21 protein-coding genes are annotated in these 23,254 nt (G+C 42.6%); 16 read left to right on the forward strand and 5 right to left on the reverse strand.

Going from position 1 to position 23,254, the window contains the following annotated elements; all coding sequences use genetic code 11:
- Positions 1 to 266 precede the first annotated feature (266 nt).
- From E7X56_RS04070 to E7X56_RS04085, 4 genes are all read left to right on the forward strand, one after another.
- Positions 267 to 1,193 (forward strand): hypothetical protein, encoded by a 927-nt coding sequence (locus E7X56_RS04070; RefSeq protein WP_135605101.1) that lies wholly within the window; start codon positions 267 to 269, stop codon positions 1,191 to 1,193.
- 123 nt (positions 1,194 to 1,316) lie between these two features.
- A complete protein-coding gene (locus E7X56_RS04075) occupies positions 1,317 to 1,823 on the forward strand; it encodes an amino acid-binding protein (protein ID WP_091688734.1) in 507 nt (168 codons plus the stop codon).
- 13 nt (positions 1,824 to 1,836) lie between these two features.
- Positions 1,837 to 2,832 carry a homoserine dehydrogenase gene (locus tag E7X56_RS04080; protein WP_135605103.1) on the forward strand — a complete coding sequence of 332 codons (996 nt, stop codon included), beginning with the start codon at positions 1,837 to 1,839 and terminating at the stop codon, positions 2,830 to 2,832.
- A gap of 50 nt (positions 2,833 to 2,882) precedes the next feature.
- Complete coding sequence (locus E7X56_RS04085) at positions 2,883 to 4,568, forward strand: ATP-dependent DNA ligase (protein ID WP_135605106.1); 1,686 nt, start codon at positions 2,883 to 2,885, stop codon at positions 4,566 to 4,568.
- 53 nt (positions 4,569 to 4,621) lie between these two features.
- Here E7X56_RS04085 and hmgA read toward each other — a convergent pair whose 3' ends face one another.
- Positions 4,622 to 5,866, reverse strand: a complete 1,245-nt coding sequence (gene hmgA, locus E7X56_RS04090) for a hydroxymethylglutaryl-CoA reductase (NADPH) (protein ID WP_135605108.1) — start codon at positions 5,864 to 5,866, stop codon at positions 4,622 to 4,624.
- A gap of 200 nt (positions 5,867 to 6,066) precedes the next feature.
- Between hmgA and E7X56_RS04095 the strand changes: the two genes are divergently transcribed.
- The 5 genes from E7X56_RS04095 (at position 6,067) to E7X56_RS04115 (ending at position 10,438) form a co-directional block, all read left to right on the forward strand.
- Positions 6,067 to 6,294 (forward strand): hypothetical protein, encoded by a 228-nt coding sequence (locus E7X56_RS04095; RefSeq protein WP_135605110.1) that lies wholly within the window; start codon positions 6,067 to 6,069, stop codon positions 6,292 to 6,294.
- Between the two features lie 10 nt (positions 6,295 to 6,304).
- Positions 6,305 to 6,871: a hypothetical protein gene (locus E7X56_RS04100; protein WP_135605112.1), complete on the forward strand. Its 567-nt coding sequence runs from the start codon at positions 6,305 to 6,307 to the stop codon at positions 6,869 to 6,871.
- Positions 6,872 to 7,134: 263 nt separating this feature from the next.
- A complete protein-coding gene (locus E7X56_RS04105) occupies positions 7,135 to 8,439 on the forward strand; it encodes a TrpB-like pyridoxal phosphate-dependent enzyme (RefSeq protein ID WP_135605114.1) in 1,305 nt (434 codons plus the stop codon).
- Positions 8,440 to 8,633: 194 nt separating this feature from the next.
- Positions 8,634 to 9,920: a DUF2157 domain-containing protein gene (locus E7X56_RS04110; RefSeq protein ID WP_135605116.1), complete on the forward strand. Its 1,287-nt coding sequence runs from the start codon at positions 8,634 to 8,636 to the stop codon at positions 9,918 to 9,920.
- Positions 9,917 to 10,438, forward strand: a complete 522-nt coding sequence (locus E7X56_RS04115) for a GDYXXLXY domain-containing protein (RefSeq protein WP_135605118.1) — start codon at positions 9,917 to 9,919, stop codon at positions 10,436 to 10,438. The genes E7X56_RS04110 and E7X56_RS04115 overlap by 4 nt, the downstream gene beginning before the upstream one ends.
- A 32-nt stretch (positions 10,439 to 10,470) precedes the next feature.
- Here the strand turns inward: E7X56_RS04115 and nth are convergent, their stop codons facing one another.
- Positions 10,471 to 11,082, reverse strand: coding sequence for an endonuclease III (gene nth, locus E7X56_RS04120; protein ID WP_135605120.1), 612 nt, complete (start codon positions 11,080 to 11,082; stop codon positions 10,471 to 10,473).
- Positions 11,083 to 11,198: 116 nt separating this feature from the next.
- Between nth and E7X56_RS04125 the strand changes: the two genes are divergently transcribed.
- The 6 genes from E7X56_RS04125 (at position 11,199) to ahbC (ending at position 18,369) form a co-directional block, all read left to right on the forward strand.
- A complete protein-coding gene (locus tag E7X56_RS04125; protein WP_135605122.1) occupies positions 11,199 to 13,418 on the forward strand; it encodes an ATP-dependent DNA helicase in 2,220 nt (739 codons plus the stop codon).
- Positions 13,419 to 13,499: 81 nt separating this feature from the next.
- Entirely contained in the window at positions 13,500 to 14,780 is a 1,281-nt protein-coding gene (hisD, locus tag E7X56_RS04130) for a histidinol dehydrogenase (RefSeq protein WP_135605124.1), read from the forward strand.
- Positions 14,781 to 14,885: 105 nt separating this feature from the next.
- Complete coding sequence (locus tag E7X56_RS04135) at positions 14,886 to 15,284, forward strand: DUF1699 family protein (protein ID WP_135605126.1); 399 nt, start codon at positions 14,886 to 14,888, stop codon at positions 15,282 to 15,284.
- A gap of 197 nt (positions 15,285 to 15,481) precedes the next feature.
- On the forward strand, positions 15,482 to 16,234 hold the full coding sequence (gene cobA, locus E7X56_RS04140) for a uroporphyrinogen-III C-methyltransferase (protein ID WP_135605128.1): 753 nt from the start codon (positions 15,482 to 15,484) through the stop codon (positions 16,232 to 16,234).
- Positions 16,235 to 16,320: 86 nt separating this feature from the next.
- Positions 16,321 to 17,124, forward strand: coding sequence for a uroporphyrinogen-III synthase (locus E7X56_RS04145; RefSeq protein ID WP_135605130.1), 804 nt, complete (start codon positions 16,321 to 16,323; stop codon positions 17,122 to 17,124).
- Between the two features lie 42 nt (positions 17,125 to 17,166).
- Positions 17,167 to 18,369 carry a 12,18-didecarboxysiroheme deacetylase gene (gene ahbC, locus E7X56_RS04150; RefSeq protein WP_135605132.1) on the forward strand — a complete coding sequence of 401 codons (1,203 nt, stop codon included), beginning with the start codon at positions 17,167 to 17,169 and terminating at the stop codon, positions 18,367 to 18,369.
- Positions 18,370 to 18,428: 59 nt separating this feature from the next.
- Here the strand turns inward: ahbC and E7X56_RS04155 are convergent, their stop codons facing one another.
- The 3 genes from E7X56_RS04155 to E7X56_RS04165 all read right to left on the reverse strand — a co-directional run bounded on the left by E7X56_RS04155 (position 18,429) and on the right by E7X56_RS04165 (position 21,822).
- Positions 18,429 to 19,895, reverse strand: coding sequence for a NosD domain-containing protein (locus E7X56_RS04155; protein WP_167879439.1), 1,467 nt, complete (start codon positions 19,893 to 19,895; stop codon positions 18,429 to 18,431).
- A 114-nt stretch (positions 19,896 to 20,009) separates the two neighbouring features.
- A complete protein-coding gene (locus tag E7X56_RS04160) occupies positions 20,010 to 20,426 on the reverse strand; it encodes a hypothetical protein (RefSeq protein ID WP_135605136.1) in 417 nt (138 codons plus the stop codon).
- Positions 20,427 to 20,565: 139 nt separating this feature from the next.
- Entirely contained in the window at positions 20,566 to 21,822 is a 1,257-nt protein-coding gene (locus E7X56_RS04165) for a M12 family metallo-peptidase (protein ID WP_135605138.1), read from the reverse strand.
- Positions 21,823 to 22,395: 573 nt separating this feature from the next.
- Here E7X56_RS04165 and E7X56_RS04170 point away from each other — a divergent pair.
- Complete coding sequence (locus E7X56_RS04170) at positions 22,396 to 23,250, forward strand: helix-turn-helix transcriptional regulator (RefSeq protein WP_371413345.1); 855 nt, start codon at positions 22,396 to 22,398, stop codon at positions 23,248 to 23,250.
- Positions 23,251 to 23,254 lie beyond the last annotated feature (4 nt).

A 23,254-nucleotide genomic window follows, 5' to 3' on the forward strand; every position in this document is an offset into this window, starting at 1 on the left:
CACCACTTATAATTTGCAGGCACATTCAAGCATTATATTTGTAATAAAACTTGATGATGGTTTATTTACTGAAACTAAGCTTAAATAAGCTTTTTATTGTGAATTAATACTTTAAAGTCGGTTTTTCTGCCGATTTTACTGTTGTTCCCATATCCGGTCCCCGGCGATATGCGCTCTGTATTGCGACCTTTAATGAAAATGATCTGAAAATAGGTTCGAGAACAACAATAAACTATATTAGTTGAGTCCGATATTGTTGGACTGTGATGATCAGAACCTTATTTGTTTTCAGCGTATGTATTTTAGCATGCCTCTTTTCAGCAGTTCCGGTAAGTGCCGAAGGAACAGCTACCATTCATGGTGCCATCTATGAGTGGGATACTTTCCAGCTGATGGAGAATGTGATCATTGAAGTGAACACCACGCCGCCACAGTCCATAGTGGCGAAATATGGTGTGTATTCCATGAACCTGGCACCGGGTGAATACATGATAACAGCAAGTTATTATGAGAACAACACGCTCACAGCTTCTACGCAGGAGACTATAACCATCAGCGATGATGGCGATTATATTATAGACCTGATCCTTCTTCCTTCATATGATAGTGATCTTACCGAAGACTCTGATCTTTTGAACATTACCACTTCATTGGAAGCTGATTCAGAAGCAATTGAAAATGGAGCAGATGATAGTACACTATACTATGTTGCAGGTCTTATTATTCTTTTAATGGCCGGAACCGGTCTTTACCTGTTCTCAAAGAAGAACGGAAAGAATGAGGCGGATGAAGGGGGGCAAATTCCTCCTGTGGCTGATGATGTGGCAAAACTGGCAGACATGGAAACTAAAGTTGAACCCCCAGTAGTTGTATCAGATGAAACTGATGAAACAGAAGAATCGGAAGGTGCAGAAGGATCGAAACCGGAAGTTTCTGAAGTTTCCGATATGCCTGAAGCACCTAAAGTTTCTGAAGTGGAGGGGAAGGTCCCATTGCCTTCGGACCTGCAGGAAGTTCTTGATATTATACGTTCGAGTGGTGGTCGGATCACCCAGAAGGACCTGCGTGCAAAACTGAGCTATTCTGAAGCAAAGGTAAGCCTGATCGTTTCAGACCTTGAGAACCGGGGACTTGTGGAGAAGTTCAAGAAGGGAAGAGGTAATATTATTATAATTCCTGATGATCATAGGTGATAACGGACATAAGTTCCTTTGATCATTATCAGAATGTTTCCCTGAACACTTCTTTCTACTATTCTAAAGCTAGGGTCCTTTCTTATCAATACATTTATATGAGAAATAACTAAGAGGGAACACATGAGAGTTTCAATGGATATCGAACTAAAAGATGCTCCCGGACAGTTGCTTCTGGCTCTGAATCCGATCTCAGAGCTAAAAGGGAACCTGAAGTCCATCGTACACCACCATGAAGAACGAACACCAAGAAGTACTATTCCTGTTCAGCTTGTGTTCGAGGTGGAACCTGAGAACCTCGATCTTATTATTTCACGTCTTGAAGAAAATGGTATCGGTGTTGCCAGAGTAGATGAAAAGCGCTTTATGGAACATGGTGCGGTAATCCTGATAGGTCACATTGTACATACTGACATACAGGACACGATCGATACTATTGACAAGACCGGCTTTGCAGAAGTTGTGGATATTTGCCTTTCAATGCCTCACATCGATAAGCGCTCATCTGCTTCTCTGAAGATAGATGCTGTTGGCAGGAAAGAGCTTCATGAGGCAATGGCTGTCTTAAAGGAAGTAGCAGAGAAGAAAGACCTTCTGGTCATAGAGCCGATAGAGGCTGAAGTTGCATAAAGGTGATATTTCAATGAGAAAAGTACGCGTATCCATTATTGGATTTGGTTCAGTGGGACGGGGTGTTGCAGAGGTCATACTGCAAAAGGATGATGAACTGAAGTCTCTTGATATCGATCTTGATGTGGTGGCAATAGCCGATTCAAGGGGAGCCGAGATCAACACCGAAGGTATTGATCTTAATGCTTCTCTTGCAAGGAAAAGCGAAACCGGTACTGTGGCCATTGAAGACCTCACCGGTGAATACGTCATCAGGAACGTCGATCATGATCTTGTCATCGAGACGACACCTACTGATATTGAGACCGGTGGTACCGGACTGGTCAATATGCTTGCAGCTTTTGAGAATGGCAGAGATGTCGTAACCTCTAACAAAGGCCCTCTTACACTGAAATATCAGGAGCTTATGAAGGCTGCCAGTGAAGCAGACTGCAAGTTCATGTTCGAGGCTACCGTAGGCGGTGCAATGCCTATCATCAATCTTATAAAAGGCACACTTGCCGGTAACGAGATCCTGAGCATTGAAGGCATCCTTAATGGTACCTGCAATTACATACTGACACGTATGATGGAGGAAAAAGCATCATATGAGCAGATGCTTGCTGAATCCAAGGAACTGGGTATTGCTGAGACCGATCCTACCTACGACGTAGAGGGAATCGATGCCGCCTGCAAGCTGGTAATTCTTTCAAATTCCATCTTCGGGCAGAATGCCACTTTCCAGGATGTCGAGGTCACCGGTATTACCAAGATCACGCCTGAATCACTTGCTCTTGCGCATGACGAGGGCTATGTGATCAAGCTCATTGGAGAGGTCAGGAAGGATCGCCTAAGGGTATCACCACGTCTTGTACCGGCTTCCCATCCGCTGGCAGTTGGTGGGACACTTAATGTTGCATCAGTACGCACCGATCTTGCAGGCACTGTCACGGTTGCTGGAAGAGGTGCAGGTTCAATTGAAACTGCAAGTGCGATATTGAGTGATGTCATATCCATTTACAGGGAATAAAACCCTCTTTCCATGCTGCTATTGGAGAATATTTACAGGAAGTTATCTGCATGACCGATTTCAAAGAATTCGCTGACGTATGTAAAAAAATAGAACATACTGCAGGCTCACTGGATATGACGGACATCGTCTCTGAGATGTTACATTCAGTTTCCAGTGAAGAACTTCCGGTTGTTGCCCATTTTATTATGGGCGATGTTTTCCCTGCATGGAGCACCGAACAGCTTGGAGTTGGTCCGAGTCTTCTTTACACAGCTCTTTCCAGATCGTCAGGTCTCTCGCAGAAAGAGATAGAGAACCTCGTACGAAATACAGGTGATATCGGAGAGACTGCAATTGCAGCATTGAAAAAGGAAACCAGGAACCAGGCAACATTCTCTTCCTTTATGGATGATACTCCATCTCTTTCTATTATGGAAGTATTTGAGAGGTTCAACAACATATCAAGTACTACCGGCAAAGGTTCACAGACAACCAAGATAAAGAACCTGCAGTATCTTTTTAATTCAGCAACGCCGGAGGAAGCCCGTTATCTTGCCCGACTGGCTATCGAAGATCTTCGAATTGGTGTTGGTGAAGGTATCGTAAGGGATGCTATTTCCAAAGCATTCGAGGTGCCTGTGGGGGATATTGAACGTAGTTTTATGCTGACCAATGATCTCGGCCTTGTGGCAATTGCTGCAAAAGAAGGTGGCTTGGAGGCTGTTTCAAAGCTTGGTATGGAACTGAACCGCCCGATTAAGATGATGCTGGCACAGGTCACGCCAAGTATTGAAACTGCTATTAATGATCTTGGTGTTGTGGCTGTCGAGTGGAAGTTCGATGGTGCCAGGGTGCAGATACACAAGGATGGGGATAACATCAATATCTTCTCAAGACGCCTTGAGAACGTAACAGGTTCCCTTCCCGATATCGTTGAAGCCGTGAAAGAGAACGTAAAGGCAGATTCTGCAATTATTGAGGGTGAGGCCGTTGCTGTTGATGAGCATGGAGATCCTCGTGCATTCCAGGATATACTCAAGCGTTTCAGAAGGAAGTATGATGTTGAGACTACGGTGCGCGAAATTCCACTTATATTGAATCTTTTTGATATTCTCTATCTTAATGGTGAAGTTTTGATAGACACACCACTTACTGACAGGAGAACCGTTTTGGTTGATTGTGTGGAGAACACCTCTCGCATCAAAGTTGATATTCAGGTACTTACCGATGATCCAGAAAAAGTGAACGAGATATACTCTGAAGCACTGGCCGCAGGTCATGAAGGTGTCATGCTCAAGAATCCGAATGCACCATATTCACCCGGCAAAAGAGGCAAGAACTGGTTAAAGAAGAAGCCTCTCATGGAAACCCTCGACCTTGTGGTCATTGGTGCGGAATGGGGTTATGGAAGGCGTGCAAACCTTATTGGTTCCTATGCACTGGCATGTTTTGATCCGGATGCAGGCACTTTCCTTCCAATAGGAAAGGTAGCTACCGGTTTTTCAGATGAACAACTTGCAGAACTTACAGAGCTTCTGTCCGATCAGATCGTTGTTGAATCCGGAAGGGAGATCGAGCTAAAACCCGAGGTAGTGTTCGAGGTAGCTTTCGAGGAGATCCAGAAAAGCACTAATTATGAATCCGGATATGCATTAAGGTTCCCAAGGCTTGTGAATGTCAGGGAAGATAAATCCCCTGAAGAAGCCGAGACCCTTGAGCGTATCGAGAGTATCTACCTTGCCCAAAGGAATTAATCTCAAACGATATTAGATTTAATTAAATTATTTCTTAATTAAAATTAAAAAGATTACCGGCCGAGCTCGGCATGAGCTCTTGCCAGATGTCCGGCAGCCTGTGCTCCTATCAGTGATATCTCACCTGCAAGGACTGCTGCTGCTACTATTTCTGCCAGTTTCTTTGAGTTCTCACCCGGAACCTTGCCGGCACCTGCAACTCCCAGCAGGTTCAGACAATCTCTCTGGGTGCCGATACTTGTTCCCCCTCCCACTGTACCCACCTGCACCGATGGCATGGTAACTGCACAATAAAGGTCTCCATATTCATTCACTTCCATTGTTGTGATGGCGGTACTGCCTTCCACAACGTGAGCTGCATCCTGTCCGCATGCAATATATAGTGCTGCCACGATGTTGGCTGCATGTGCATTGAACCCAAGTGCTCCTGCTCTTGCAGAACCAAGGAGGTTCTTCCTGTAGTTTACTTCTTCCATCATCTCTGGAGTGGTCTTCAGTTTCTTCTTGACAAGTTCTTTTGGAATTGTTACATCCGCTGCAACTGTTTTTCCTCTGCCAAGTATATTATTGATGGCTGCAGGTTTCTTGTCAGTACACATGTTCCCTGAAAGAGATATTGGATAAGCTCCGAACTCATCGGAGATAAGATTGAGTATTGCATCGGTGGCAATGGTGACCATGTTCATTCCCATTGCATCCTTTGTGTCATAGGCGAACCTTAAGAAAACGGTGTTTCCTGTAACAAATGGGTCAACGCTGAGAAGTTCACCGAAGCGTGTTGTTCCGCCGGCCTTTTCCTTCATCTGTTCAAAGGTCTCAGGCTTCCTTACCCAGTCTACGAATTTTCTTGCATGTGCAACATTATCCATCTTGAAAACAGGTGCACGTGTCATCTGGTCCTGGAATATCCTGACATTGGCACCGCCGGACGCTGTAATGGCAGAACATCCGCGGTTGGTACTTGCAACAAGTGCTCCTTCGGTCGTGGCAAGTGGAAGCATGAACTCATCGTTAGCATATTCGCCGTTCACTTTGATGGCGCCTGCAATTCCAAGTGGGATCTGTATAGCACCTATCATATTTTCGATATTGCGCTTTGTAACTGATTCGGCATCAATTGTATAGTTCTGAATATGTTCGAATTGGACACCTTCCATCTTCTCGATCGCACATTTCCTCAACCTGATCGCAGTGTCTTTATCCGTGTATGCATCGATCTTCCTTAGAGGGATCTCTCCTGATACGACCTTCTCAATCAATTCCTCTTCGTTAAATGTGGGTTCGGTGTTTGATGCCATGATATTCCCCTGTTGTATGATGTCAGATGATTAATGTTAGATGATCTCAGAATGAATAACTTTTTCGTGGTCCGGTAAAAATATGTTCAACTTATTCCTGTTATTGGTCGCTGATTATAGTATTTGATGATATTTATATGTTCATATTCGATAAATCAGTATCAAGCAACTTATTTATCAATTTTCTATTTTTTTGTAAATTGGTTAAAAAGCTCCCCGTGCCCATTATGATGATGATTACTATTAACTTGAGTGCAGATAAGTTTAAATATGAAACTGCTAATGTTTTTAAGGAAGCCATATCTCTGGTATGGGTTCACAAGAGAGGGATGAAACAGACCGTCAGCGGTTTGGTTGTTATCATTCAAGGTTTAATTGCACTTGTCTGTGAGGTCTTCATAGAGGATTCTGGACATGTGGTTACATAGGTGGTATTGAATGATTAATTCGAACAGTCTTACAGGGGATCATGTTGCCAGGTTAGACTCCGGCTCTAAAGGGGAGTTTAATAAATGGCGCAAGGAATGGATCGTTGAAAATGCGAAGTCCAGGCAGTTAGAAGTCTATCAAGAAATGACTGACCACAACAACACCAATGGTTTTTGGGCCTGGTATCTTGAAAAGCATAATGATCTGACCCGTAGGTATAATAATCTTTATTCTGATATAACTGCAAAGGACTGCAGGGAACTGGAACTTAGTGATTCCAATGGTTCAGGTTTCAGCATCTATCCCGGATATGGCGACCTTGACAGGATCAGACAGGATTTTATCAAACATGACAACGAGGCAATCGAACGCATAACCTCAAGCCTGAGCAAGATCGGTCTGGAAGGAGAGGCGCAAAAACTTGCTTCGACGGAACCAATGGATAAAAAGACCATTCACACTCTTGACAGGTTCTTTGATTCATTGCATGAAAATGAATTCAATGATTTTCAGATAATTGATTTTTATCTGTCACTTTCTCCTGAAGAACGGGTTTCTCTTGGATGTAAACCATAATATCCAACCACATATTCAACCACATATTCAACCATGAATCATGCCAACAATATCATGATGCGGTTTCAGGTAGATTACTTCAGGTAAACAATTTACTTTTTCTTACTGTTTCTGCTAATGCCTTTAGTGCTATCTCTCTTGAGGTTTTTTAGATATCAGGCAGGCGGCTTTTGGAATCTGTGATCATTTTAGAACACAACAACTATATATCATAATTTAATCTACATCATAGTACTTATTTGTGCATTATATGAGGAATATCTATGGAACAGACTAAGATCCTACTTGATGAAAACGAGATGCCAAAAAAATGGTATAATATCCTTCCGGATATGCCCACTCCATTGGCTCCTCCACTTAATCCTGTAAATAATGAGCCACTGGCACCAGAGGACCTTGCTCCTCTTTTCCCGATGGAGCTCATCAAACAGGAAATGAGCAGTGAGAGATATATTGACATTCCAAATGAGGTTCTCGAGATCTACAAGCTCTGGAGGCCTGCTCCTCTGTACCGTGCACACAGGCTTGAACAAATGCTTGACACTCCTGCAAAGATCTACTACAAATATGAAGGAGTCAGTCCTGCAGGCAGTCACAAACCAAATACTTCTGTGGCACAGGCTTACTATAATATGAAAGAAGGCACAGAGAGGATAACCACCGAGACCGGAGCTGGTCAGTGGGGCAGTGCACTTTCACTTAGCTGTAATTATTTTGATATCGAATGTAAGGTCTATATGGTACGCTCCAGCTTCGAGCAGAAACCATACCGTAAATCCCTGATCAATCTCTGGGGTGCACAGGTAGTACCTTCACCAAGTCCTGATACTGAGTTCGGACGTCACATGCTTGATAAATATCCGGACACAACAGGCAGTCTTGGTATCGCGATCGGGGAAGCTGTAGAGGATGCTGTGAAGCATGATAATACCAAATATGCTCTTGGCAGTGTGCTCAACCACGTCATGTTACATCAGACAGTTATAGGTCTTGAAGCCCAGAAGCAGTTCGATAAGGTCGAGGAATATCCTGACATTGTTATCGGTTGCTGTGGTGGCGGAAGTAACCTTGCAGGTATCAGCCTTCCATACATGAGGGATAAGATCGAGGGAACTCATGATCCACGCATCATCGCTGTCGAGCCTTCTGCATGTCCGACACTTTGTGACGGCAAGTTCCAGTATGACTATGGTGACATGGCAAAACTGACCCCACTCCTTAAGATGTATTCACTCGGATACGAGTTCATGCCACCTGCCATCCATGCAGGCGGTCTGAGATACCATGGCTGCTCACCGATAATCAGCCAGTTGACCGCAGATAAACTTATGGAAGCTACCACCTATCATCAGGTAGAAGTATTCGAAGCAGGCGTTATGTTCGCCCGTAGTGAAGGTATTCCACCTGCACCAGAGTCCAACCACGCTATCAAATGCGCTATCGATGAAGCTCTTAAGTGTAAGCAGACCGGGGAAGAGAAGACCATTCTATTCTGCCTTAGCGGACACGGTCACTTCGACATGTACTCTTACGACAAGTACTTCAGTGGTGAACTCAGCAACGACTGATCCGGGAAAGCGGCTTAACATCCGTGTTCCTTTACTTTCTTTTTTATTTTGATTACTTTGTTAATTTTGTTAACGTCAGAATTTTCATATTTCTTTGTTATTTCTGTAATTGCTTTATTTTGGTTCGTTTTCATTCATTCCTCTGACATCATAACAAAACGTTAAGTATTCATAAATTCTTTGATAGTATTGCAATGGGGGAAAATGAGCATAAAGCCTGGCTTCAAGAAGAGGTCGATGACTGGAGTCGGGAAGGGATAGTTGACGATCATCAGGCAAAGCTGATCCTATCAAGATATGGGCTGGCTGAGGCACCTTCCGGAATTGAAAAGGTAAGTCCGAAGAAGGATACTTCACAGCTTGTCACAGTGGTTTCAATATTGGGTGCCTTCCTGATCGGTATCGGGGCAATACTATTTGTTGCATCGAACTGGCAAAGGATTCCTAATATTGCAAAAATGGTGCTTCTGCTTGGTACAACGTATGGGACCTACTTTGTTGGCTGGGAATTAAAATTTAACAGGAGAACACACCCTGTAATGGGTGAAGCATTGCTTTTCCTTGCTTCGTTGTTCGTTGGTGCAACAATATTCCTGACTGCCCAGATATTCAACGTGAACGCAAATGCTCATTGGCTTCTACTGGTGTGGTTCCTGGCTATACTTCCTTTCGGTTACGCTTTCAGGTCTTCAAGCATCCTGTCATTGAATATAATCACATTTGCTCTCTGGACAATGTTCTACATATCGCAGAGCAGATACTTGATACATAGCAGTTTCGAAATATTCATGCTCTACCTGCTGTTTGGTATCAATCTCTATGGTCTTGGGCAACTACATCTGAAATTTGAAAAATATGCCCATTTCCGGCTTGTTCATCAGGGCTTTGGTCTGTTCTTCATCCTTATCTCATACTTCTACTTCAGTTTAGAAACACCCTACAGGGAGAGCTTAACCCGATTTATCCCAATAAGCTGGCAGGTCCAGTTATTCTTCCTGTTGTTCACGGTAACGTCAGTTCTCTTTTTGGTATCGAACTTTTCAATGTACAGAAAGGTCAAAAATACAAAATACGAACTTATCGTACTTTTACTGGCATTTTCAGGTTGGGTAGGCGCATGGTTGCTAACCTTTTTCATAGATTCATTTACAACATCGGTAACAGAGTATGGCTATACCTACACGCGAATTGATCCACAAATAGCTACAATATTATTCATATTGTTCAACCTGACATTCTTTGTACTATCCATTGGCAGCATCCTGATCGGATACTATAAATCTACAGTACCGTTTGTCAATATAGGGATGCTCTTTTTTGTGTTGGGTGTGCTACATCTGTACTTTACGACACTTTACGAGCTTTTGCCAAGATCTCTTGCTTTCATTGCCGGAGGTCTGATCCTGATAACACTTGGCTGGTATCTGGAAAACAAGAGACGTTCGATCATAAACGAGATTCGGGGAGGTCATATCGTATGAATTCAAAAAGATTTCTTTTGCTTATGGTCTATTCACTGATCATCATCACATTGATATTCATGCCAAAAATGGTCACATTAAGCCTGGGCAAGGATATTTTACTAAAGACCGAACCTGTGGATCCGAGAGATGTATTCCGGGGAGATTATGTTACTCTGAGATATGAGATCTCAACAATAGACCTGGACAAAACTTCTTATGATGACGATTTTCTGATAGGTGAGCCAATATATGCAACCCTTTCTGAAAAAGAGAAATATTGGTCGATAGATTCGGTAAGCCATACAAAACATGATGTCAATGATGAGGAGGTCTGCATGAAAGGAACGGTCACAGGTAGCTATGATGATACGGTGACCGTTAGTTGGGGCATTGAAAGTTACTTTGTACCTGAAGGAAAAGGTATTCCGATCCAGAGGCAGATGGAAAATACATCCGTTGTTGTTTCAGTTGGTCCGGGATGTTCATCCGTACTAAAACAGCTTTTGATAGACGATGAACCTGTTACATTTGAATAAGGATTGTTCCTACTGAAGCAAATTCATTATCTTCAGATCAACTTCGGACAAATGTCATTCATTATGCATTTGTCACATTTTGGTGATACGGGACGACAGATACTCTTGCCGAACAGTACCATCAGGCCGTTGATATCTTTCCACATTTCCTTCTCGGTCACTTTTTCAAGCTCGATCTCTGTTTCTTCAGGAGTAGCGGTCTTAACAACCCCCATCCTGTTGGAGATGCGATGTACATGAGTATCCACAGCAATGGCATCTTTGTCAAAAGCATAGGTCAGTACGCAATTTGCTGTTTTTCTGCCAACCCCCGGAAGCTTAATGAGCTTGTCGATATCATCAGGAACGATCCCGTCGTATTCATCAATAAGCGTACGGGATATTTCGATCAAGCGCTGTGACTTGACCCTATAGAATCCAACATCCCTTATTAGTTCCTGTATCTCATCCACATCCGCATTTGCCATTTTCTGAGGAGTGTCGAAAACAGAAAAGAGCTTCTGGGTTGTCGGGATCGTTACTTCATCGCGGGTACGCTGGGACAATACTGTGGAAATAAGAAGATAATAAGGGTCCCGGTTAATGTGGAAATCGCCTTTCGGATACAATTTCTTAAGGCGGAAAATGATCTCTTCGACATACATCAAATAGTGTAAAATCCCGGATTATTTAACCTTTTGTAGCAGAGGGTCCTTTGCCGGTTTTAAGAAATTACTTATACGATACTGAAGCAATCGCTGTAAAGTGATGTGAAATTCCCATGCTGATAAGAGAGCTTGACATTCCCGAAGATATCATTCGTTTCTATGAAGATTCCGGTATAAAGGAGCTGTATCCTCCACAGGCTGAAGCTGTCGATAGGGGCCTACTTGAAAGAAAGAACCTTCTTGCTGCGATACCCACAGCTTCAGGAAAGACACTTCTGGCAGAACTTGCAATGCTGAAGGCTATTCGTAATGGTGGAAAAGCACTATACATAGTTCCGCTTCGGGCGCTCGCTTCTGAGAAGTTCGATCGTTTCAGGGAACTTGCACCTTTTGGTATCAAGGTTGGCATATCCACAGGTGATTTTGATTCTAGGGATGAATGGCTTGGTGCGAATGATATTATTGTGGCAACATCGGAAAAGACCGATTCTCTTCTCCGCAATGGTACTTCCTGGATGGAAGAGGTCAACACCATTGTTGTGGATGAGGTTCACTTGCTGGATTCAAAGAACAGGGGTCCGACCCTTGAGGTCACGATCACTAAACTTATGCGTCTGAATCCCGATTGCCAGATAATCGCACTGTCTGCCACTGTTGGCAATGCCCGTGAGATGGCAGATTGGCTTGATGCAGAACTTGTCCTGAGCGAATGGAGGCCCACTGATCTGCATGAGGGTATTTTCTTTGGTGAAGCTATCAATTTCTTAGGAAAGCAGAAGAAGATAGAACGCCGGGATAAGGACAATGCCACAAATCTTGTGCTTGATACGCTCAATGAAGGTGGGCAATGCCTTGTTTTTGAGAGCAGTCGCCGAAATTGTACGGGTTTTGCGAAAACTGCATCGAAAAAGGTCGGGAAATTACTTGATCCTGATGTTCGCGGGAAACTGGCGCAGATGGCTGATGAGGTGGAATCCACTGGTGAGACAGATACTGCAAAGGTGCTTGCGAATTGCATAAGGAACGGCGTGGCTTTCCATCATGCAGGATTGAACTCGTCTCACAGGAAGACAGTGGAAGACGGGTTCAGGCAGAACCTTATCAAGGTAATCTCCAGCACCCCGACGCTGGCAGCCGGTCTCAACCTTCCTGCAAGGAGGGTCATCATCAGGAACTACCGCAGGTTCGATTCAAATTTCGGGATGCAACCGATACCTGTGCTTGAATATAAGCAGATGGCAGGAAGGGCGGGGCGTCCTCATCTAGATCCTTATGGGGAATCTGTGCTGCTTGCTAAGGAATATGCTGAATTTGAACAATTGTTGGAGAACTATGTGGAAGCTGATGCGGAAGATATCTGGTCGAAACTTGGTACTGAAAATGCTTTGAGGACACACGTTCTTTCTACCATTGTGAACGGTTTTGCATCTGATCGGGCAGAGCTGATGGAATTTATGGGTGCGACGTTCTTTGCGTTCCAGCAGGATACCTGGAGCCTTGAGGATGTCATCGACGATTGTATCGAATTTCTGACTGACAATGACATGATCGTGAAGAATGAAACTCCGGAATCGACTTCCTTGAGTTCAACCCAGCTCGGGAAGCTTGTCTCTATGTTGTATATCGATCCGATGTCAGGGGCAAAGATCGTGGATGGGCTGAAAAAGGCGACCAATGTTACTGATCTTACGCTTCTTCATTTGATATGCAGTACGCCTGATATGAGGCAGCTGTACATGCGCAGCGGTGATTATGTAAAGATAAATGATTTTGTGATGTCGCATAGTGATGATTTCATCGAGATTCCGAATCAGTTCAAACAGACTGATTATGAATGGTTCCTTGGAGAAGTAAAGACTGCAATGCTGCTGGACGAATGGATAAGTGAGATCTCTGCAGACGAGATCACGCAGCACTTCAATGTTGGAGAAGGTGACATTCATGCTCTTGCGGACACGGCAGAGTGGCTCATGCATGCGACCACGAAACTGGCGGAACTTGTCGGGGTGAAATATTCTTCCTATGCACGCGGACTTGAGAAACGGATACATTACGGTGCCAGCCCGGAGCTCATGGAGCTTGTTGGTATCCGGGGTGTTGGACGTGTGCGTGCACGTAAGCTCTACAAAGCCGGATTCGTGTCCCTGGCAGAACTTAAAAAGGCCGATTATTCAATATTATCGAAGCTTGTTGGTCCGAACGTGGCTGCAAATATCCTTTCGAACATCGGTGTTCGTGTCAAGAAACAGGTGGATAAGAGCACACCTATATATTCAAATACTCTAGATACATTACTGGACAAAGACCAGAAAACATTCAGTGATTTCCAGTAATGTTAAAATAATTTGATGCGGACAAACCTGCGATCTGTGATGCAGTCCTGTCCTTTCTAACCTTAATAACGAGATGATCACATGCTGTATAAACACCTATCGGATGTCACCGAAGAAGAGATGGATAAGCTTCTTAACCGTACAGGAGAGCTGATGGACGTTTCAGAGACCGTTTCATCAATACTCAGGGATGTGCAGGAAAAAGGTGACGATGGCCTGCGTGAGTACACGAAGAAGTTCGACAGGGCAGACATTCAGGATATAGAAGTGACCTCTGAAGAGATAGAAGAAGCAATGGAACTTGTTGATGCTGAACTTCTCAGGCATCTTAAGATCGCAGCAGAGAACATCAGGAACTTCCATGCAGCACAACTTCCGCAGAAGACATGGTTCATCGAACCTTCTCCCGGCATCAAGCTTGGTCAGATGGCCAATCCTCTTGCATCGGTTGGTGCTTATGTGCCTGGAGGTAGGGCTTCCTATCCTTCCACTGCACTGATGACAATAATTCCTGCAAAGGTGGCAGGGGTTAAGAGCGTTGTAATGTGCACACCACCGGGTCCGGATGGCAAGATCAACCCGCTTACACTTGTGGCAGGTAAAGTTGCAGGCGCAGATCATATCTACAAGGTTGGCGGGGTCCAGGCAATTGCAGCGATGGCCTATGGGACAGAAACGGTATTGAGCGTTGACAAGATCGTAGGACCTGGAAATGTCTTTGTGACTGTTGCCAAGATGATGGTACGGGATAAAGCCGAGATCGATTTCCCGGCAGGTCCAAGTGAAGTGCTTATCATTGCCGATGATTCTGCTGATGCTGGTATGATCGCATCCGATATTCTTGCACAGGCAGAGCATGATCCAAAGTCTGTTTCAGTGCTTGTGACAACATCTTCTGAGCTTGCAGAGCAGACGAACGATGAAATCAAAAAGCAGGCAGCTGCAGCTGTCCGTAAAGAGATCGTGGATTCTTCCCTTGAGAATGCGGCTATTATTGTGACCGATACCATGGATGAGTGTATAGATATCTCCAATGGTTTTGCACCTGAGCACCTTGAGATCATGGTCAACGATGAAGATTCTGTGCTTGAGAGGATAGAGAATGCAGGTTCCATCTTTGTAGGGAATTATGCTCCTGTAGCAGCAGGTGATTATGCATCAGGTACGAACCACGTACTTCCAACAGCCGGCTATCCTAAGATATACTCAGGTCTGAACATCCACCACTTCCTGAAGTACTCTACCATACAAAAGATAACAAAGGAAGGCTTAAGCTCGATCGGGGATACGATCATTTCTCTTGCTGAAAAAGAAGGACTTCAGGCACATGCTGATTCTGTGAAACTTCGCCTCAATGATTGATCGGTTCCTAAAGAACCTTTCAGTCGTTAATTATTTAATAGGTCACTGGTTAATAATTAATTTGATAAGTTATGTTGAACTGTTTATATATAATGAGGGGTTCCTATGAAAATTAGAGTCGTAAGCAAAAGAGACGAAATTCAAAATCTTGACACCGGCGAAAAAGTAATCCATCTTGCATTCAGGCCATCAAATGAGGATATCTTCAATCTCATAAAAAGATGCAAGAATGTAGAAGTTATCCAGATACCTACATCATACCGCCGAACTGTTTCTAAATCCATAGAAATGTTCCTGGACATGCAGAAGATAAAGCTCGTTGAAGGCGATGTGTGGGGACACAGGAAGGACATCAATGAGTACTACAGCATCTCACCTGCGATCATTGAGAAGATAAAGGACATGAAATCTGAAGGAATTGCAGATGATGATATTGCTGAGAAGCTTTCACGTGAAGGGAAACTTAACAAGGAAATGCTTCTATATATTCTCGGCAAGAGCTGATTTTTTCACTCAATTTTTATTGGGTAACCTCTTCTTTCTTTTCGATAGGTATTTTTCTACACATTGTGTTATTTTCAAGAGCCAAAGAGCTTTTGTTCTGAGTATCTCTTTGCAATCCCGGAAGAACCGCATATCAATCTATTTATTATATCAGGTTCTTACCATCAGAAAAATAGAAATTGAGGATATCTGGTAATATGGCTCAAAAATACGGAAAAGTATATCTTGTAGGCTCAGGTCCCGGTGACCCTGAACTGATGACCGTGAAGGCTCGCAGGCTTATGGATACAGCTGATGTCATAGTGTATGATCAGCTTCCGGGAAAGCAGATCCTGGATTCCATGCCGGAGGCAGCTGAGAAAGTAGATGCCGGTAAGCATGCAGGTGATCACACACTTACGCAGAGCGAGATCAACGATGTGATCGTTGAGAAGGCAAAGGAAGGCAAGATGGTAGTCCGTCTTAAAGGCGGAGATCCGTATATGTTCGGTCGCGGTGGGGAAGAAGCTGAAGAGCTTGTCGAGGCAGGTATTGAGTTCGAAATAGTGCCCGGCATCACATCCGCACTTGCAGCTACTGCTTATGCAGGTATTCCGGTAACACACAGGGACTATGCTTCTATGGTGACCTTCATCACCGGACATGAGGACCCTACCAAGGAAGAAACAGCTCTTGACTGGGAAACACTTGCAGCTTTTGGTGGCACGATCGTTATCTTCATGGGAGTCAAGATGCTTGAACGCAACATGAACGAGCTCATGAAATTCGGAAAGGATCCAAAGACCCCTGTTGCAATGGTGGAAAGGGGAACACGTCCTGACCAGCGTGTGACCATCGGCACAGTTGAGTCCATCGCACAGATCGCGAAGGACCATAATGTAAAAGCTCCGGCTCTTACTATTGTCGGTGATGTTGTCAAACTTCATGAGATACTGGGATGCCAGATCTGAAAGTTCGTTAATTGCCAGTTGATGGTATATTGACGATGGTATACTGATAATTGATAATTGATATCTAATAATTAAGAGATGTTCATATGGATCCAACTGATCGTAAGCCTGTAATTGCAATCATGAGACCTCTGGGATATATGGAAGGTTCCCGAAAACTTGCGGAATCCTTTGGTTTCGAGGTCGTGGCAATTCCAATGATCGAGCTTGAGGCTATGAAGGACAAGTACTTCGACACTTTCACAGAGAACGTATTCTCCGGCAGGTCCGATTACGTTATATTTACAAGTGCTAATGGCATTGATTTCACTCTGGAGAAGATCGCTGAGGAAAGGCGTGATGAATTCATCGAAGCGCTCAACAGCACCAAAGTGATAGCTATCGGACCAACCACTCGCAAGCAACTGGAAAAGCTTGGTATCGATGTAATGGGAATGCCCGGTGTTTATAGCTCTGAAGGACTTGTTGAGTTCCTCTGCCCCGATGTTAAGGGTAAGAACATAGATACTGCAAGGAGCGCTTACGGTTCACCACTGCTGATATCAGGACTTCGGGAATGTGGTGCGAATGTTCTTGAGACAAAGGTCTATACCCTGACCATGCCAAAAGGACCATTGCAGGAGGAGCTTATTACCAGAAGCCTCAACAAGGAGATCGATGTCTTTGCATTTACAAGCTCCATGATGGTACGAAGTTTCTTCGACCAGGCAGGATCAATGGGAGCAGGCGAACAGATCAGGCAAGTGCTTGCCGATTCACTTGTGGCTGCGATTGGTATTCCTACGGCCAATACATTGAAGGAATATGATGTTGAAGTGAACGTTACACCTGATGAATACACTTTCAAAGAAATACTCCGGGTTGCAAAAGAAGCACTTGAGAACAAGTAATTGAAAAATGGAATAATTGACTAATATTGCAGGAGGATCATAATGATAGGAATCTCAAAACTCTATTGCGGGACCGTTGAACCATCAGACGCCCTTCGTTACGGGCGGGATTCAAAACGGCTTCCTTCACACCTACTGCAATTCTCAAAGGACAAGAAACCTGTTGTCGTCTGGAACATGACCAGACGCTGCAATCTTCGCTGTGTTCACTGTTATGCACATGCAAAGGACATCGAGTTCAAGGACGAACTTACCACTGAGCAGGGCAAGGAACTGATCGACGACCTTGCAGAATTCGGTTCTCCCGTGATGCTTTTCTCAGGCGGCGAACCGCTGATGCGCAAGGACCTTCCTGAGCTTGCAGAATATGCGATATCCAGAGGAATGCGTGCGGTTATCTCCACCAACGGTACGCTGATCGACGAGGAAACGGCAAAGACGCTCAAGGAGATCGGTCTTTCATATGTAGGTATTTCCATTGACGGCGTGCGTGAGACGAACGACAAGTTCCGTGGCATGAAAGGCGCTTTTGATGCTGCAATGGAAGGTCTTCGCAACTGCAGGAAAGAGGGCATCAAGGTGGGATTACGTTTTACCATTAACAAGCAGAATGTGGCTGATATTCCTGCGATATTCGATATGATCGAGGAAGAGAACATACCACGTATCTGTTTCTACCACCTGGTCTATGCCGGAAGGGGTACCAAAATTATCGATGAGGACCTCTCGCTCGAAGATAGCCGCAAGACCGTTGACCTGATCATGGACCGCACAAAGCAGCTTCATGAGAAGGGGATGCCTGTTGAGGTCCTGACAGTGGATAATCACTGTGACGGTCCATACATCTACATGCGATTGGCAAAGGAGAACCCTGAACGTGCAGAGGAAGTGTACGAGCTCTTGCAGATGAACCGCGGTAATTCCACAGGTATCGGCTTTGGCTGTGTTTCATGGGACGGATCAGTGCACCCCGACCAGTTCTGGAGACACTACACCTTCGGCAATGTGAAGGAAAGGAAGTTCAGTGAGATCTGGACAGATCTTGATGATGATCTTATGGCAGGTCTTAAGGACAGGAAGCCCCGCATCAAAGAGAATGCTGACAGATGTGCAAAGTGCAAATGGTTCGATGTCTGCAACGGCAATTTCCGTGTACGGGCCGAGGCTGTGTACGGTAATGTCTGGGCAGATGACCCTGCATGCTACCTGACAAAAGAAGAGATCGGTTATTACGACGAAGAGTGAGTATTCGCTCTTCGATCCTTGCTTTTATTTTTCCAGTTCCTTATATTCCTCTTCTTCTATTAGCCATTCCTTTTATTGTCTTTATTTCCTTTTTTTCTAAGAAATACAAATGCTATTCCTAATATAATTACTGTCAGTACCGAATCGATGAATGGTATGTTAGAGACATCCTTATCCTTAGTTTCGTTATCATTGATCTCTCTGTCTTTGATTTCATTATTGTAGACTTGGTTGTTGGAGTCTATCATCTCAACACCTTTGCTATTGTTTAATAGGAAATTACCCTTCACGATATTGTTGTTGGAATCCACCAGATATATGCCAAAATCGATGTTAGAATTTGCAGTGTTATTGTTCAAGTCGTTGCTATTGGATTCATCCAGATTGATGCCGTTTTTCTTATTTAGATTTACAATGTTATTGATTAAATCATTGTTTTCAGAGTATTCAAGATGGATACCATTCCAGTTATTCGAGTCTGCAATGTTATTAATTAGTCTGTTGTTGTTGAAAATCCTAAGGTGAATACCATTAAAGTTGTTTAAATTTGCAGTATTATTTTTGAGCTCGTTCCTGCTTGAACGCCAAATTTTGATTCCATTATTGTTGTTTGAGTTTACAGTGTTGTTATTCAGATAGTTGTTATTAGAATCATAAACATTGATACCAGCTCCATTATTTGAAACATTGTTATTGATTAGCTTGTTGTTGCTGGAAGTACAAATCTGGATACCGCGAGTATTGTTCAATGCAGTGTTATTGCTCAGTATGCTATCATTGGATCGGTCAAGATCGATGCCATTATTATTGTTCAAAACATTATTATTGCTCAGCGTATTGTTACCTGACAGCATGAGGGCAATGCCACTTAATCTGTTCGAATTTGCAACATTATCATTCAGCCTGTTATTGTTACTGGATTCCTGTAACCATATCCCTGCCCATGCGTTGTTTGAGTTGGCAGCATTACCATACAAAGCATTGCTGTCTGAATTCTTTAGACAAAATCCTATTCCATTGTTTGATGCAGTATTATTTGTGAGGGCATTGTTACTGGAGTTTTCAAGATAGATACCATAATTGTTATTTAATGCATTATTATTTGTGAGATTATTGCCATTTGATCCAAACAGATTGATGCCTCTATAGTTGTTCGACAAACTATTATTGCAAATAATACTATGCTGAGCTTCATCAAGATATATTCCAGCTACACGGTTATATAGGGAACCTTCCGCTTGTTTAATTTCAAACCCGCTGATTGTAACGTTATTTGCACTCACATAGAAAACATGATCATGTGGGTTATCAGCTTGTACAATCGTATCACTTGGATTTCCAGACTTTGAAATTATAATTAATCCCTTATCCACATCCACATTTTCTGTATATATTCCCCTGAATACAAGAATAGTATCGTTGTCTTTTGCAAGATTTACAGCAGTCTGTATCGATGTATAATCTGCAACTGGGCCAGTGCTATTGTTCACAGTGACTGTAGTTGCTGCTATTGAAGATGTACTCATAACTAAAAAAACGAACGTCATTGTGCAACAAATTACCATCTGCCTTTCAATCATTAATGACCAACCTCATTGAAATAATTTATGATAATGAATTTTCATGCTTTAAGATCAGAATCATGAGACTACAACACCTATATCCAAAGGATCGTCAGGGTCGTCTACTATAGCTATAATTAAAGAATCTGAACTACTCAAAGTAGTCGCATAGCGCACATCTGCCATCTGGGTTTTGGTAATATTGTTATCCAAAGTAATTTCATATTTATATGTTCCAATTATGCATGTTATTTTAGGAGATTTTACATACTCTCCTGGAACCAGCAAATATGATTCTTTGAATATGGAATTGTTATTTGAATCAAAGATTTCCACTGCGACTTCATGATCATTGATATCCATATTATTTAAGGAAAATACTAAAGGATCAGGCTTTTGGAAAAGAGACGGTAAAACAAAAACAATGCTTGCTAACAACATTCCTGCAATAACTATACCTAGAATTGCAGCCAGAATTGGTTTCTTTTCTGTCATTTTACTCCCTTAGACCCTATCTAGTATAAGAATTTATATTTAATTCTTAAAAAAAAGAAAATTGTGTAAATTTACCCACTTATTTGAATATTGTTGATTTAACAATGGGATTAAAATTACACAATTATCCACTAACAATTCATTGGAATCCTGCAACCGTTCCTTTATTAGCTATAATATCCGCGATATTGTTGTGACTAGAGTCTCCATGGTCGTTTATATTAGAGAATTCAAGTTCCATATAATCTGGATAGGATGTACCTGCGAATGGACTCCACATTGTTGTGAAATGGGTTGTACTTGCAATATTCCATTTATAGGCTTCAGAATGGGTTGCACCGAAATTATGTCCAATCTCATGTGCTGTGAGAATACATCTTTCATTATAAGTTGCACCATAAGACGAAAAGATTCCAGGCGATACCATCTGAGCTACCGCATATGCTTCACTTGAGCTTCCTGTATATTGCATAGATTTTCCAATAACAGAACCGTCGAACTCTTTTCCAGAGAATAAAAATGCCAGATCACAATTATCACTGTCTCTGTCACTTGAAGCTTCAGATACAAAATTATCTCTGACAGCGGTTGCATCATCATTTTGGATATTTGAATAGTAGTAGATGGCTTTGGTATTCAGATTTACATTCGCTGCAGAGAATGCACTATTTGCACTGGCTACCATATTGTTAATTTCAGCCGTAGGATTAGAGAATTTATTAGAAAATTCCGTATCATAACCTGCCAGAAGATCAACAGTGGTTGTACTCAGTGTACTTAGTGAGGTGGTTTTTTCGGGTAATGGCAAAATTTCTAGAGGTGCTTGTTCGAGTGTTCCATCGGTATTATACTCTAGAATTTCTCTTTTCTTTATTGCATCTGAAACATAAACAACATGGACAACCTTTCCATTATGTTTTTTGTTGGTTTGTTCAAGATAGTAGGATTTATCTTCAACTGCAACTTTTCCAAGAATGACGTCATCAGCTACTGTCAACAAAACACTGCTGTTTGAATCACCAATAATTTTCCCTTCGTATGTATGTATTTTTGGTGCATCCATGACATATTGTTCGGTTTCATTTACTATTACAAGTTTTGCATCTTCGCTTTGGATAGAAACTTCCTGAAGTTCTATATCAAATTCTTTTCCTAACAGTCTTAGTTTTACCAAACCATCATCCGCAGATTTTTTAAAAATTGCAGGATTTACTGTGACCGTTTCAAAATCGTCTAGTATTTCCGCAAATTCGAGTGAATTTTTATCAAACTCGATTTTTTGTAAATTATCTGGATTGTTGCCATTCGCAAACGCTGTTCCAGGTACAAATGCCATGCTTACCAGCAACATTGCGGCAAGTATCACACCGATTCCAAATTTCATGTTTGTTTTCATTTATTTTATCTCCTGCTTTATTCATTTCAGGAGGCAAAGCTACGCTTATATAGTACAACGGTTAAAACCTAATCTTGCCTCCGGGCACGTGGGGTTCAGCTTCTACCTAAATCCGGTTGACCCCCACTCCGGAAAATTCTATTACCTTCATCATATACATTAATTACTGTGATGAATATTCATCGATCCGGTTAATATTAATCAGACCGATTAATATTCACCATTCTGATTAATGTCAGTAACAGGATAATTCCTGGATATTTTTCATGATGTTCCTTGTGGTTTCAGCGGATAACATTTACAGCAAACAAAAAAAATCATGACTTATTCACAAATCTGATGATTTCAGATATTGCGTCACATGAAGTATTGGGGCGAAATCCCATATATTTTACATTCATAATGTTTTTATTGTTAATCCAGCCATATAATTTATATTCTACGTGTAATTTTATTCCAAATAACTTATTTATAATGACACTGTATATTTTAACTGGGAGCAAAGGTACGAGATTTTACTTTCGTCTAGGCAGACAAAAGACGTAAAACTACCAGAACATTCAATAAATCACCATGAGCAGATTATCTGCATACCTCTTCAGAATGGTACAGGATATGGATATTCTTGAGATCTACAGAAAAGCCGGGAATGATGTCCAGGCGATATACAGATCCAGACTCATTACCGAGATACTGCTGTCATTAAATGAAGGCAGCAAAACGCTTTCTCAACTGCGTGAAATTACCGGCAGCACATCCCAGGCAATACTGCCAAAGATCAGGAAACTGGAATCTGGCCAGCTTATAGAGGCAAAGAAAGACGGATACTGCCTGACCCGGCTCGGACAGATCATAGCATCAAGGATCGTGGATTCCTTCATGATAATGGGGACAATCAATAAGCATAAGTGTTTCTGGTCAGATCATTGCCTCGAAGTAATACCTTCCTCATTATTGAAGGAGATCGGATACCTTTACAATTCCGAGATCATCAGTGATAGCAATATAGAGATATTCAATGTATACGGCACTAATCTGAAGATCATAAAAGAGGCTGAGCATGTGTTCGGGGTCTCATCCGTCGTAACCACGGAATATGCGGATTCCATATCAAAAAAGGTATGTGAGGGAATTCCTGTTGAACTTGTAGTTTCCTCCGATGTTGCAGAACAATTGAAGCAGGAACCCTATGTCGAAAAGATCAATGCACTGAAGGATTATGAAAACTTCAAATTAATGGTCATGGATGAAAACATCAGACTGGGGCTCATTGTCACCGATAAATGCCTGTCATTGAGCCTGTACAAAAAAGACGGGGTGACCTATGATATCACGAATGGCATATTCAGCTTTTATCCGACGGCGGTTGGCTGGGGAAAGAGACTCTTTGAGTATTATAAGGATCGGTCAAAAGTTATAATGATTTGAGGCC

The sequence above is a fragment of the Methanococcoides sp. NM1 genome, from assembly GCF_900774285.1.
Classification (GTDB): Archaea; Halobacteriota; Methanosarcinia; order Methanosarcinales; family Methanosarcinaceae; genus Methanococcoides; species Methanococcoides vulcani.